Raw genomic sequence first — 14454 nt, 5'->3', positions numbered from 1 at the left:
TAACACTCCGTCGTACATTATTCGCCTTTTAATTTAAAAATCCTTCATGATTCGACAGGATTTTTTGTAGTTGCGCAATAAATCGCTTTTTATCCTCTTCTAAAAGCTTTTTGGGACCTTTTCCGTATACACCTTTTCTTCGCTGTTTACTGGAAACATGCCTGCGTTCCAAATCAAAATCAATTGTTTCGTTTGTGTACATCCGTCCTCTTTCAGAGAGAACAATGACACGTCTTGGAAGCAGTAAGGAGGCAAGACCAATATCTTGGGTGACGACAATATCATGGGCGACAGCTGAGTTCGCAATGACTAAATCCGCTGCTTCCTTATGTGTATCAACAAACCGCCAATCTTCAAGTGGTGATCGTTTGGTTTGAAAATGCTCATATGAAGCAATGAACGTCACAGGTACTTCAAATTGAGATGCGACAGAAAGGATTTCGTCTTTTACAGGACAAGCATCTGCATCGACATAAATCGCCCTCTTCCTTTTACGTTCATTCAGGTGACTAATTCTCCATCCCTCCACCTTATTCCTGCTTTAAAGAAGCAAAAAGACCATACTTTTCCCCCATAAAGCCATCAACAGTAAAACTCATTTTGTCGAAAAGTTATGTTCAGAATCACTTGACTTCTGCCAATATTAGTTTATTCGTTCTTGACTTAACTTAAACCTAAAATCAATCATTTTATCACAATTTTTTATTATAATACAAATGCAGCAAATATGCTATTGTTTTTGTTTACCCGTTTCCCACCATAGGAAAAACCCAGGAGGAGCATCCTGAGTTTATTCGGAACCTCTTTTGGTCAACATTTGATGAATGACATTTGCCGTTTCCTCAACTGCTTTATTCGATACATCGACAACTTGACAGTTAATTCGGTCAACCACTTTTTCAAAATACTCTAGTTCCTCTTTAATCCGCTCGATGTTCGCATAAATGGCGCGATCATTTAAACCTAGAGATTTTAAGCGTTCTTTACGTATATGATTGAGTTTGTCTGGACTAATTTTCAATCCAATGCATTTCTTTGGATCAACTGAAAATAATTCCTCTGGCGGATCTACTTCAGGAACGATCGGAACGTTCGCTACCTTCAGCCGCTTATGCGCCAAATATTGAGAGAGCGGTGTCTTCGACGTGCGTGATACACCAATGAGCACAATATCAGCCTTTAGAATGCCTCTTGGGTCTCTGCCATCGTCATACTTTACAGCGAACTCAATGGCTTCTACCTTTTTAAAATAGTCCTCATCTAATTGACGCACACGACCCGGCTCATGTTTCGCTTCATTTCCATATGCGGTCTCCATTTTATCAATCAGTGGACCGATGATGTCATAGTAAACGACTCCGTTTGCTTCTGCCTCTTCGATTAAGAATTGACGCATTTCTGGCACAACAAGCGTAAAGCAGACAATCCCGTTATCTGCTTTTGCCAGCGAAATGACTTCTTTAATCGTACCGATATCCTCCACATATGGGATTCTTCTAATATTTGAATGGTCTGATGAACCGCCATCAAATTGGCTAAGTGCCGCTTTGACCACGAGCTCTGCCGTTTCTCCTACTGAATCTGATACAACAAAAATTACGCGATTACTCATAACATCCCCTCGCAGTCTTCTGTAATTAAATAATTTCATTCTCCGATAAGCTAACAAGTATTTTCGTCATGTTTGTTTTCGTAATTCTGCCGACAACTTCAAAGCCTTTATCCGTATCTTTTATGACAGGAAGTGCATCTATTTGCTTTTCAATCAAGTGCTTGGCCACATCCATGATGAAATCTTCCTTGCGGCAAACGGTGATATTCGGCATTCTTGTCATAATAATATGAACAGGTATAGATGGAAGCTCTTGTTTTCCAATACTTGCGCGAAGGAGGTCTTTTCTTGATAACACGCCTGTTAAAATAGAGTGATCGTCCACAACGAATAATGTGCCCACATCCTCTAAAAACATCGTACAAATCGCATCATAAACCGAAACATTCTCATGTATCACCACTGGAATGGATTGGAAATCTTTCACTTGAAGTTTTTTCAGCTTATCTGCCAGAAGCTGCGTTCCTGTTTTTCCTGTAAAAAAGTAGCCGACCCTTGGTCTTGCTTCTAAAAAGCCAGACATCGTTAAAATGGCTAAATCTGGTCTGAGCGTAGCCCTTGTTAAGTTCAGCCGATCGGCGATATGCTCTCCAGTGATCGGGCCATTCTCTTTGACAATCTGTAAAATCTGCTCTTGCCGTTTATTTAACTCGATTGTACTCACCACCTTTAAATAGAGAGAGCGAATCTTTACTATATGTATATCATTTTCATAACTCATCATATTATAGCGCATCTTTGTCCGAATGAAACAAAAATCCGCTCAAAAAGAGTGAATTAAATGAGTAAAAAACGATTGCCCTTTAGAAAAGGCAACCGCTTTTAGATATTTATTTTACTATTAAATTGTTCATATTCGCAAATGATTGAATGACTTTCGCTAATTTGACCATTTGCGCCAAACGATTTTGCTTCAGTTTTTCATCATCCGCATGAACCATTGTATGATCGAAATAATGAACAATCGGTGTTTTTAACGTATCTAACGCCTCAAGTGCTGAGCTGTATTGTCCTGCTGCTACATGCTCCTTAACAGCTTGTTCTACTTGCTGATACGCCTCAAATAGCTTTTGCTCATGCTCATTTTCAAACAGTGCAGGCTGAATTTCTCTATCTTCCCCTTTTTTACTGATCGAAATGACGCGTCCTAAGGCTTCAGCCGTTTCTTTAAAGCTTTCTTGTTTCACGCTCTCTTCAAGAACAGCTGCTTTTTTCACGACTGCATAAGGCTCAATATTTTCAACATCAAGCACTGCATCGACTACATCGTGACGAATATGCTCAGCTTGAAGGACATATTTTAAACGCTGCGTCAAAAATTCAATCAGAGCAGCTTCATGTGCTGTCTCTACTTGAGCAAGTCCTAACAGCTCTTTAAATGAAAGATTCCAATGACGATCGAGCAGAATTTGAACGATACCGCTCGCTTGCCTTCTGAGTCCATAAGGATCTTGAGAACCCGTTGGAATCACATCAATTGAAAAGAATGAACAAATAGAATCCAGCTTATCTGCTACTGCGACAATCGCACCAATTAGAGTCGATGGTGCTTTGTCGCCGGCAAAACGCGGCATGTAGTGTTCGTTGATGCTCTTTGCGACTTCTTCGTGTTCGCCAAGGGCTTTTGCATATTTTTCACCCATGATTCCTTGTAATTCTGGGAACTCATAGACCATTTGAGTCACAAGATCAAACTTAGAAATGCTTGCTGCTCTTGCGACACGTTTTGTTGTGTCGTCATCTGCTCCGACATGCGCTGCAAGGCGGGTCGCAATGTCTGTGACTCTCTTCAGTTTGTCACCAATTGTTCCAAGCTTCTCATGAAATACAACCTTATCAAGCTTTTTAATATTGTCTTCAATGACTAGCTTTTCATCTTCTTTATAGAAGAATGCAGCATCTGATAAACGCGCACGAAGTACTTTTTCGTTTCCTCTTGCGACATTTTCCAGCGCCTCACTGTTTCCGTTTCTCACCGTAATAAAATGAGGCAACAATTCCCCTTGCTCATTTTTCACAGGGAAATAGCGCTGATGCTCTTTCATTGTCGTCACCAATACCTCTTCCGGCAATGCAAGGAACTCTTCTTCAAAGGAACCGGATAGTACGGTTGGGTATTCTACAAGATCGTTGACTTCCTCTAAAAGCTCAGGATCAACTGGAATGACCCATCCTTTTTCTGAAGATAGCGCATCTAGCTGCTCAGTAATTAATTGTTTTCTTTTATCTGAATCTGCAATGACAAATTGATCGCGTAATGTTTGCTCATAAGAAGCAGGTGAGTCAATGCTGGCTGTCGTCCCGAGGAAGCGATGTCCTCTAGTCTCCCGTCCGCTTTTCACGCCTGCAATTTCAACAGGTACAATCTCTTCTCCAAATAAACAAACAATCCATTTAATCGGACGAATATAGCGTAAATCTTCGCTTCCCCATCTCATATTCTTTGGAAAGCTTAATGAAGCGGCGATCTCACCTAGCGCCGGGAGAAGGTCTTTGACTTGCTTTCCTTCTTGAAACTTTTGGACATGGACATAATCCACTCCTTTGATCTCTTTGAAATAGAGATCCTCTGTTGAAGCACCTTGTCCGCGGGCAAAACCTTCGGCCGCTTTTGTCCAATTGCCTTCAGCGTCTTGTGCAATCTTTTTAGCTGGGCCTTTTGCTTCTTCTTTGATGTCTTCTTGTTTTTCTGCGACACCTTTCACGAGTACAGCAAGACGTCTTGGTGAATTAAATAAAGTAACATCTTCAAATGAAATATTCTGCGCTTCAAACCAAGCTTTTACTTTCTCACCTAGCTGCTTTGTGCTCTCTGGCATGAAACGAGCCGGCATCTCTTCTAAGCCGATTTCAAGTAATACATCTTGTTTATTCATGAGAAGCCGCCTCCTCTTTTAACATAGGGAATCCAAGTTTTTCTCGTTCTTCGTAATAGGTTTTAGCCACTTTTCGCGCTAATTGACGTACTCTTCCGATATAGCCAGTTCGCTCAGTAACAGAAATAGCGCCCTTTGCATCAAGCAAGTTAAAAGTATGAGAGCATTTGAGTACATAATCGTATGCCGGGTGAACAAGACCTTTGTCCATTTGGCTATGTGCTTCTTTCTCATACGTCGTAAATAAATCAAACAGCATGTCAGTATTAGATGTTTCAAATGTATACACAGAGTGCTCATATTCAGCCATTAAGAATAAATCTCTTACCGTAAATCCGTCTGTCCATTCGAGATCAAAGACATTTTCTTTGTCCTGGATATAAGAAGCAAGACGTTCAATACCGTATGTGATCTCAACGGAAACTGGCTTACATTCTAAGCCGCCGACTTGCTGGAAATACGTGAATTGTGTAATTTCCATGCCATCAAGCCATACTTCCCAGCCAAGTCCTGCACAGCCAAGAGATGGATTCTCCCAATTGTCCTCAACAAAACGAATATCATGTTTAAGCGGGTCAATGCCAAGTGCCTTCAATGATTCAAGATACAGCTCTTGAATATTGTCAGGTGATGGCTTAATGATCACTTGAAATTGGTGATGCTGATACAATCTATTAGGGTTTTCTCCATATCTACCATCAGCCGGGCGTCTAGAAGGCTCTACATACGCTACCTTCCATGGCTCTGGTCCGATGCTTCTGAGGAACGTGTATGGACTCATCGTTCCAGCACCTTTTTCTGTGTCATACGCCTGCATTAATACGCAGCCTTCATTTGACCAATGCTTTTGCAGTGTCAAAATCATGTCTTGAATATTCAATGATCGCACCTCCGTCTTTTCTATACCAGCCGTTATGTATGGCGGGTGGGGACTAGAACCTCGCAAGAAAACATAAAAACTCCCGTCTCTATGCTCGCAAGATTCCTTGCAAACATAGGGACGAGAGTTTTTCCCGCGGTTCCACCCTATTTGCTGGTGTCGTAGCATCCAGCCGCTTTGTTTTACGTTGCTCAAGAATGCCTTTCGTTACGCCTCCATCCTTAGCTCACACCGTCCTAAGGTCGCTTTTATGGACTATACGTAAGTACTTCTTTCTGTCAATGCAACATATTTGATCTTAGATGATCTTACAAAAAGTCTTGAGAGATGTCAACTTTTGTTTTCGTCACCCATTAGCTTTTTCATGGATTCCATCTGATTCATGAATTTTTTTGATTTTAAATAAAGGCCTGAATACTCATCATAGTAGTGATCCAGCACTTGGCGAATTTCCTGTTTCGTCTGCGGTTTCACGTCAACTTGACCAAGCCTTGATAAATCAAAATAATGAAACAAACGAAGCAGTCTTGCAGCTGCTGGGGATAAGGGCAGTTTATATGGATCTTTAGAAAAGCAATTTTGGCAAATAAATCCGTTATCTCTAATCGAGAAATGGAACTGCCCTTCTTTTTGACCGCAGTGCACACATTGATCCAGTTCAGGCTTTAGCCCCATCACTGATAACATTTTGACCTCTACAATAAATAAAATAATATCAGCATCTGTACCTTCATTGAGATGACGTAAAGATTGAAGAAGGAGCTCAAACAAATAAGGGTTTGGCTTTTTTTCTTCTGTTCCTTTATCAAGTAACTCTGTCATATATGCGGCATATGCGGTCAGAAATAAATCTTCCCGAATCGCCCGCATGCTTTCGATCATTTCACCTTGCTGGAGCGTTCCAAGTCCTGTTGATGATTGGATGAGGAAGGTTCCGTATAAAAACGGCTGGCTTATGGCTGACAGGCGGCTGTTTGACTTTTTAGCGCCTCTTGCCATCACACCAATTTTCCCATGCTCTCTAGTGAGCAGCGTGACAATTTTGTTTGTTTCGCCATAATCTGTTGTTCTAAGGACGATTCCTTCACTTTTAATGAGCATTTGTCTACACTCCGAGCGTTGGAGGGGGTCAAGAATTATAAGATTGGAAAATCAAATCGTGCTATTTCTTCTTCAAGTACATCGGGTCTTTCCAGGTTCTCCTTTTCTAACTCCTTGAAAAGCAGATACGTGTCAACGCTTCCTGTTTGTGAAAATACGTTCCATGTAAAATTCAACATAAAAACCCCACCTTTCTTTATTAGAAGCAGCAACGCTACATCCAACATAATAATTTTAGCTTGACCAGACGACCTCCATTTCATGATAAACAATTTTTACTAATCGAACCGCACCATTGTCAGAATTGATGACAAGTGCAGCGTTTTTTAATATTCGTCTTCTCTAAATCCGAAGTCACGCAGGTGAGTGGATTTATTACGCCAGTCCTTCTGAACCTTAACCCAAAGCTCTAGGTATACTTTTGAGCCTAGAAGTGCTTCAATATCTCTGCGCGCTTTTTGTCCCACTTCTTTTAATAAGCTGCCTCGTTTACCAATGACAATTCCTTTTTGTGAATCACGTTCTACGACAATGGTCGCCGCAACATGGATCTTGCCATTTTCATCTGGCTTAATCGATTCAATCGCAACCGCAATACTGTGAGGAATTTCTTCTCTCGTTAAATGCAGCACTTTCTCACGGATTAATTCAGAAATAATAAACCGCTCTGGATGATCTGTTACTTGATCTGCCGGATAAAATTGAGGGCCCTCTGGTAGATAACCTTCAATTTGCTGAAGAAGCGTATCAATGTTGTTTCCTTCAAGCGCTGAAATTGGCACAATTTCCTTAAACGGATAACGTGTGCGGTATTCATCAATTAAAAGGAACAGTTCATCTGGATGAATTTGGTCAATTTTATTGACGACAAGGAACACCGGTGTAGTTGTTTGCTTTAGTCGTTCAATGATGAACTCATCACCTTTGCCATAGCCTTCCTTTGCGTTGATCATAAACAAGATCAGGTCGACTTCCTTCAGTGTATTTTGAGCCACCTTCATCATAAAATCGCCTAGCTTATGCTTAGGTTTATGAATTCCTGGTGTATCGATAAAAATCGTTTGTGACGTATTTGTCGTCAGAACACCTTGCACTTTGTTTCGCGTCGTTTGGGGCTTATCACTCATAATGGCAATTTTTTGTCCAATGACACGATTAAGAAAGGTAGATTTCCCTACATTTGGTCTTCCAATAATTGATACAAATCCTGATTTGAAGCTTTCGTTAGTCATTTAAATCCTCCGGTGAAAATGCGCCTGGCAATAGTTCGTTTACTGTTGTTTCGTATATATGTCCTTTTAAGTTTGTTAGGATCACTGGCATATTAGGTGCACATAGCTCTGAAATGACCTGTCTGCATGCGCCGCACGGTGAAACAGGTCGGTCTGTATCAGCCACTACTGCAAGCATTTGAAAAGATGTGATGCCTTCTGAATAGGCTTTAAAAAGTGCTGTTCTTTCCGCACAGTTACACATACCATATGCTGCATTTTCAATGTTGCAGCCGCCATACACTTTTCCATCATTCGACAATAATGCTGCACCGACTTTGAATTTAGAATAGGGTACATATGCAAAATCTCTTGCTTTGACTGCTTCTGAAATCAACTCTTGTTTGTTCATTCCTAGTTCCCACTTTCAGAAGAAATGGACCCTCTGTCACATTTATATTTTACATAATTCACGTGACATTTTCACGCCCATTTCTAAAAATGTTAATAAATAGTAATATCGTTCTATTGCATGATCTTCGGTAAGAAGATCATCAACCCAATCATAACCGAAATCGCGGCGTAAACGCAAACAGCGCCTGCTGCTGCGTCCTTTGCTCTTTCTGCAAGCGGGTGTTTTTCTTCTGTCATAAGATCCACTGTATGTTCAATGGCTGTGTTGACAAGTTCAAGTGCAAAGATTCCCCCGCACAAAAGCAGCACGATCATCCATTCGACCGGTTCAATGTGAAACCAAAAGCCGCAGATCACCACGATGATGGCTGCGACTGTATGAAATCGAAAATTCCGTTCATTCAAGAAAGTTCGCCAGATTCCTCTAAATGCATAATAAAAACTCCGAAAAAAACGGGCAAGCGGGCTGCGTTTCTTACGATGATCTCGAAAGGCCATAATCATCCAGAATTTTTGTCTGTTTGGCGAACATTTCTTTCTCATCTTCCTCTGTCATATGATCATAACCAAGTAAATGAAGGAAACCATGAATCGTTAAGAAACCAAGCTCTCTCATAAAGGAATGTCCATACTCTTCTGCCTGCTCTTTCGTTCGATCAACACTAATGATAATGTCACCGAGTACTGGCGGGATATCATCCGCGCCAATGATCTCGATCTCTCCTTCTCCTTCTTCCTCAAGCGCAAAGGAAATCACGTCCGTTGGCGCGTCCTTGCCCCGGTATTCTTTATTGATTTGATGAATTTCTTCATTGGAGACGATCGACACGGATACTTCCGCTTGATCCTTTACCTCAAGGACATCCGCAGCAAATTGAAGAAGCTTTTCCATTTCTTCAAGCTGCTCTTTTGATACTTGTCCTGTTTCATCTATTAAATCGATTAACAATGTCATTTACTTCACCTTCTGCTTCGGGGCATCTGGATATTCAATCCGAGAATGGAAAATCCCCTTTAATGTTGTACAAATCGTTTGGCTAATAATATTCAATTCTTTAAATGTCAAATCACATTCACTAAATTGCCCATCCTGCATTTTATCTGAAATAATGCCTTTGACAAGCTTTTCAATTCGCTCTGGATTTGGATTATGCATCGACCGAACCGCAGCTTCAACACTGTCAGCCACAGAAATGATCGCCGCTTCTTTTGATTGCGGTTTTGGACCAGGATAGCGAAATTCTTCTTCTGTCACCTGATCATCCCGCTCTTTTGCTTTGTAGTAGAAGAATTTTAAAAGCGATTTTCCGTGGTGCTGTTCTGCAATATCGACAAGCTCTTCAGGAAATTTCTTTTCTCTCAGCATATCAGCACCATCTGTCGTATGGGCAATAATAATATTTTTACTGAGCTGAGGGGAAAGCTTGTCATGCGGATTATCAATGTTCATTTGGTTTTCAATAAAGTAATGTGGTCTTTTCGTTTTTCCAATGTCATGATAATAAGCGCCGACCCTTGCTAAAAGCCCGTTTGCGCCGACTGCTTCACATGCAGCATCCGCTAAATTCGCCACCATGACACTATGATGATATGTACCTGGTGTCTCTGTTAAAATCTTTTTGAGCAGCGGATGATTTGGATTCGATAATTCAATCAGCTTCATTGTCGAAAGAATGCCAAACATGCTTTCAAAGACTGGCATTAATCCAATAACCAAAATAGCTGATGCAAACCCTGACACAATCGCCATCATCAGGTTCACACCGATTTCAAGTCCTGACGGAGAGGAGTTTTGGATCAGCGTGATCGATAAAACCACAAGAACATTCGTCAAAGCCACCAAAAGCCCTGCCTGCAAAATTTTCGATCTTGCATTATGTTTTCTCAAAAACAAAATACCCGCCATCCCGCTAATAAGGTAATAAGCGCAGATGACATAATTAAAGACGCCGGTTACTCCTTGATTAAACATCATGCTGCCGCAAAGGGCAAATACAAGGCCAGAGAAGATCGCTAACCGCTCGTTGATCAGCAGCTTGATCAGCATCGTCCCAAGTGCAACTGGCACGACATAGCCTATCGTCGTATACTTCGTTTCCTGGAAGAGACTGAATACTTCCATGATGATTAAAATAATAGTGAAAATCAGCGAGTAGAGTAGCAACGATTTATTTTTATGGACAAGCGATTTTTTCCTCGTTTCTAATGTGTGAATAATCGCCGCTAAGAAAAGACCAATCAATATCATAAGACCGCTTACAGGTTTAAACAAATTTGAGCTGTTCAACAGGCCGGTCAGTTCTAATTTACGATAAACTTCACGGTCGATGAGTTCCCCTTCTTCCACTAAAATTTGCCCTTGTTTGATTTGAACAGGCTGAATATTGTCAGCTGCTTCTTGTCTTTTCTTCTCTGTTGCCACCGGGTCAAATACATAGTTTGGAATAATCGCAAATTCACCGATTTCTTTCGCTGCATTTAAATATTTTGAAGGAATCGAATTGTTTTCAAGCTCTGTTTTCACTTGTTTTTTCTCGTTTTGTAGCTTCGCTGCTGTGATTTCTTTGCTCATCAATGAATTCACCACTGTGATGATGGAATCCTTAGTAAAAGAGAGATTTTCGTCACTTGCTTGGAGAAGTGCTTTGATGGATTTATCCGAAACAGCTTCCTGCATATCTGTTGTGAGTTTTTCTTTTACACGCTTGACCATTTCTTGATCTGTTGGCGGGTTCTCTTTTTCATCAGCGGCTTTCTTCTCTTCTTTAATGGCTTCAAAGAGGGATGAGATGAGGTCAACACGATTGTCAGAATACGCTTTTTTGAGCGTATATTGATCTTCTACTTGATCTGTTGCTTCTTGCTTTTTTTCTTCTGTCGCTTCTTGATCATCGACGGTTGACGGAGAATAGATGGTCTGTTCGCTCACTGAAAACAAATCTAAATCGAGCGATTCAGGCTTTACATGGAAGAAGAGCACCACGAACAGAATGGCTGCTAAGCCAGCGTATAGCAAAACGTTTAAATAACGTGAGCGCTCCATTTTCTGAGGTTCTTTTTTAGATAGCAGTCTTTTGCGCTTACTGCCTTTCTGATTCTTTCTCAAGGAAAGTACCTCCTTTTTTACTTTAAACCACGATCGAAACAAAATGACCCGATGAAGACGATCGGGTCACTCAGTTCATTTTTGCTTTTCGTATGCTCCAATGATCTTCGCCACAAGCGGGTGTCTGACCACATCTGTCTGGTCTAATTCAATAAACGAGATGCCCTTGATCTCTGCAAGCATGTCCTTTGCAGCCGCAAGGCCGGACTTCATGCCCTTTGGCAGATCAATTTGTGTAATATCGCCTGTAATGACCATTTTAGAGCCAAACCCTAGTCTCGTCAAAAACATTTTCATTTGGGCTGGCGTCGTATTCTGCGCTTCATCTAAAATAACAAATGCATCATCGAGCGTCCGCCCTCTCATATAGGCGAGAGGCGCTATTTCAATCACACCGCGCTCAATTAATCGTTCCGTATGATCACTGCCAAGCACATCATGCAAGGCATCATATAGTGGTCTTAAATAAGGATCTACTTTTTCCTTTAAATCGCCTGGTAAAAAGCCAAGACTCTCTCCTGCTTCAACAGCTGGTCTTGTCAGGATAATGCGTTTCACATGGCCATTTTTCAGCGCATGTACCGCGTTGACGACTGCTAAATACGTTTTACCTGTACCAGCTGGCCCAATCCCAAAGACGAGGTCATCTTTTTTCATCGCTGCAGCATATTCCCGCTGGCCGATCGTTTTCACTCTGATCGATTTTCCTTTGGCATTTTTCGTGATTTCATCTTCATACATATTTTCAAAATAATTCAGCTTATTTTTTTGCGCCATTTTAATCGCATAGACGACATCCCGTTCAGAAATCTCTATTCCTTTACGGATGAGATGCAAAAGGGATGTGATCAAACGGCTCACTGTCTCTCTTGATGCTTCCTGACCAGAAACATACACTTTCTCTCCACGCGTAATAATGGAGACATTCAGCTCGTTTTCCATCAGTTTCAAATAAGCATCTTGATTACCAAATAAAGCAATCGCTTCATTCGGACTATCCAATTTTTGTTGAATCTCAAGTAAATGTTCTGTCATTCTCTAGTCTCCCTGAACAATAGGTGTTGGTTGAACAATATCTTCTATTACTTGGTAAAGGATGATTAACTTAACTTTACCATTCCCTGTTGTCTCGTGCAAAACTTTTTCACTTTTCACCTCACCTGATTGACCTAGCTTCTCTTCTAATTCTTTTTTACCCATTTTAATCCCTGCTTGAACGGCTTCTTTATTTGTGTATTCTCGATTTATTTTTTCACTTTCACGAGTGATTTCCTTTTCATAGGAGAATGGCAGCTGAAAGTTTAAAAAATGAAGTGGGTGTACTTCTGTTTCTGTTTTTGGCTGCTGGAAATTATCTTTTTTAAAGGAAAAGCCCCAAAATGGCAGCGAGCCTCCAAATGCGGAGAGCTTGTGCTTTGTCTTCATTTTACCCGTAAAGACGTCAAATGATGTTCGAAGAGGGACGGAAATTTCAGAACGATACCATGTTTCACCGTAGATTTTCGCTTTGGCTCCTACCGTTTTTTGTTGATCTTCGCTGCCAATGAGTCCAGAGACAAGCATCTGCCCCTTTTTCACATGTTCATCAACCGCGGCAAGCGGCTCCCCTTTTTCTACATACATCCTCGTAATGACTGCCTTTTTCTTGGCGACGATGTGCTGTGGACTCGTATATTTCTCTTTTTGCGGCTCGTTTTTTTCAACGACTTTCATTTGAAAGGTCGTGCCGTTTAATTCAACACCGACCCATGTAATGCTTGGAATGTTGGTTGTCAGGGATTTTTGAATTTTTTCAGGTGTCCCCATAAGGAACTGAAAGCGGCCTTTTTGTACCCCAATATCGTCTAAATGCTTCCTCATTTGATGTTCTGTCTCTGGATTTGCACCTGTGATATCAATTTTCCATACCATGTTTGAAAGAGCCAATATCGTCACGAGAAAGAAAACCATTCCAAGGGTAAACCCAATATTCTTCTTTGACCACATGAGAAGAAATGGAAAACCCTTCTTTTGATGAAATAAGCATTTCACCTCATGATGTCTGCGCAATTTTCTAAAGGCATGTACATCTGATAAGCGAATAAATAAGCGCACGCTGTCTTGACGGCGGCTCACTTGAAACATTGTGATCCCCTGTCTCGTGCACTCATTCATGAGCCGCTCAATGCCGTTTCCTTTGATCTCCACTTCCACTTTGCCGATAAAATAGGCGAACCATTTATTCTTCACGCTTCTCCCCTCCGTCAGTTAAGAATCAATATAACGGACCTCATCGATTTTCCCTTCTAATAAAATCTCTTCTGGCAAAATCGTTTTAATCACAAAGTCGTTCCCTGAAATAATGCATTGTCCTTGTTTGAGCATCAGCCTTACCTCTTGATCACTGAAAAGTAAAAGCCCTTTATGGTTCTCTATGTAAATGTGGAGTCTGCCAACCATCGTAATACGGGGAAGATCCATCATCACGTCTGGAGGGATTTCAAGTGTTCTTGTCAGCCATGCTTTAAGTCGATTTTTTCTTTTTCCCATTCAATAAGAACCCCTTCCCACCTCATGTGTATAAGATCAAACTGAAAGATGGTGAGACTGATGAGAAAGCCTCTATATCATCCTATTCCTCAGCGGTTCATATCATGCTAATGAATCCCGTAAAACAGCCTGTTCATCATTTTGCTATGAAAGAATGCCCTCAGATCACACAAAAAAGCTCCCTTTCGCGTCAAGGGAGCTTTCTTCGTTATCTTTTATATGGCCGTTTCATCGTTCGATGCGGCTTTTTCGCACGCGGCTCTCCAAATACTTCTCCAAGAATCATGCCTTGAACAACCGTATCTTGATTGAGCTTTTCAATGATTTTTGGCTTTACTTCAGCAGATGCTGATTTTGGCCTCGTGAGCTGCCTTTCAAGCGATTGAAACTCTTTGCTCAGCTTATTTTTTCTATCTTCCATTTCAGCAAGTGTATCCGTATAGCGATCTTGTAAGGACTGTGATGTGTTTTTCTTCATCCCGCCATGATCATGTACATCGCCGAAATCGTCTAGCTGGTCCGTCACAACGAGATCTGGACTTTTTTGTTTTGTTTGCTGCTTTTGGGGCACCTGCTTATTCTGAGGAGCCGGCTTGTTTTGCTGATTCTTTTGTTCGTTCTCCTCTTGTTTGCCGATTTTCCCAAAAACCGCAGAGATGATACCGATGATAATCGCGATTAATAGCGGATTTTCAAATAGAATATCCAATGGGCTCCCTCCTTAA

16 protein-coding genes are annotated in these 14454 nt (G+C 41.1%); all 16 read right to left on the bottom strand.

Annotation, left to right across the window (positions count from 1 at the left end; all coding sequences use genetic code 11):
- Positions 1-28: 28 nt before the first annotated feature.
- The 16 genes from IEE86_RS12775 to IEE86_RS12700 all read right to left on the bottom strand — a co-directional run bounded on the left by IEE86_RS12775 (position 29) and on the right by IEE86_RS12700 (position 14438).
- A complete protein-coding gene (locus IEE86_RS12775; RefSeq protein WP_191097545.1) occupies positions 29-529 on the bottom strand; it encodes a YaiI/YqxD family protein in 501 nt (166 codons plus the stop codon).
- 261 nt (positions 530-790) lie between these two features.
- Positions 791-1612: a pyruvate, water dikinase regulatory protein gene (locus tag IEE86_RS12770; protein ID WP_099726612.1), complete on the bottom strand. Its 822-nt coding sequence runs from the start codon at positions 1610-1612 to the stop codon at positions 791-793.
- 25 nt (positions 1613-1637) lie between these two features.
- On the bottom strand, positions 1638-2276 hold the full coding sequence (gene ccpN, locus IEE86_RS12765; RefSeq protein ID WP_024423017.1) for a transcriptional regulator CcpN: 639 nt from the start codon (positions 2274-2276) through the stop codon (positions 1638-1640).
- 166 nt (positions 2277-2442) lie between these two features.
- Entirely contained in the window at positions 2443-4488 is a 2046-nt protein-coding gene (gene glyS / locus IEE86_RS12760) for a glycine--tRNA ligase subunit beta (protein WP_191097544.1), read from the bottom strand.
- A complete protein-coding gene (glyQ, locus tag IEE86_RS12755) occupies positions 4481-5368 on the bottom strand; it encodes a glycine--tRNA ligase subunit alpha (RefSeq protein ID WP_003217487.1) in 888 nt (295 codons plus the stop codon). The genes glyS and glyQ overlap by 8 nt, the downstream gene beginning before the upstream one ends.
- Positions 5369-5698: 330 nt before the next feature.
- A complete protein-coding gene (gene recO, locus IEE86_RS12750) occupies positions 5699-6469 on the bottom strand; it encodes a DNA repair protein RecO (protein WP_191097543.1) in 771 nt (256 codons plus the stop codon).
- A gap of 35 nt (positions 6470-6504) precedes the next feature.
- Complete coding sequence (locus IEE86_RS12745; RefSeq protein WP_003217288.1) at positions 6505-6648, bottom strand: YqzL family protein; 144 nt, start codon at positions 6646-6648, stop codon at positions 6505-6507.
- Between the two features lie 147 nt (positions 6649-6795).
- On the bottom strand, positions 6796-7701 hold the full coding sequence (gene era / locus IEE86_RS12740) for a GTPase Era (RefSeq protein ID WP_191097542.1): 906 nt from the start codon (positions 7699-7701) through the stop codon (positions 6796-6798).
- The gene (locus IEE86_RS12735; protein ID WP_191097541.1) at positions 7694-8092 is read right to left on the bottom strand and encodes a cytidine deaminase; all 399 of its coding nucleotides are present in this window, start codon (positions 8090-8092) and stop codon (positions 7694-7696) included. Before IEE86_RS12735 ends, era begins: the two co-directional genes overlap by 8 nt.
- Positions 8093-8205: 113 nt before the next feature.
- Positions 8206-8592, bottom strand: coding sequence for a diacylglycerol kinase family protein (locus IEE86_RS12730; RefSeq protein WP_099726609.1), 387 nt, complete (start codon positions 8590-8592; stop codon positions 8206-8208).
- Entirely contained in the window at positions 8570-9049 is a 480-nt protein-coding gene (gene ybeY, locus IEE86_RS12725) for an rRNA maturation RNase YbeY (RefSeq protein WP_191097540.1), read from the bottom strand. The genes IEE86_RS12730 and ybeY overlap by 23 nt, the downstream gene beginning before the upstream one ends.
- Positions 9050-11137, bottom strand: coding sequence for an HD family phosphohydrolase (locus IEE86_RS12720; protein ID WP_191097579.1), 2088 nt, complete (start codon positions 11135-11137; stop codon positions 9050-9052).
- Positions 11138-11275: 138 nt separating this feature from the next.
- Positions 11276-12235 (bottom strand): PhoH family protein, encoded by a 960-nt coding sequence (locus IEE86_RS12715; protein ID WP_191097539.1) that lies wholly within the window; start codon positions 12233-12235, stop codon positions 11276-11278.
- Between the two features lie 3 nt (positions 12236-12238).
- Entirely contained in the window at positions 12239-13429 is a 1191-nt protein-coding gene (gene yqfD, locus IEE86_RS12710) for a sporulation protein YqfD (protein WP_191097538.1), read from the bottom strand.
- An 18-nt stretch (positions 13430-13447) separates the two neighbouring features.
- On the bottom strand, positions 13448-13729 hold the full coding sequence (gene yqfC / locus IEE86_RS12705) for a sporulation protein YqfC (RefSeq protein ID WP_191097537.1): 282 nt from the start codon (positions 13727-13729) through the stop codon (positions 13448-13450).
- Positions 13730-13937: 208 nt separating this feature from the next.
- Positions 13938-14438, bottom strand: a complete 501-nt coding sequence (locus IEE86_RS12700; RefSeq protein ID WP_191097536.1) for a hypothetical protein — start codon at positions 14436-14438, stop codon at positions 13938-13940.
- Positions 14439-14454 lie beyond the last annotated feature (16 nt).

The organism is Bacillus crepusculi, from assembly GCF_014764715.1.
Lineage (GTDB): Bacteria > Bacillota > Bacilli > Bacillales > Bacillaceae > Bacillus.
This window is presented reverse-complemented; position numbering and strand designations above follow the sequence as displayed.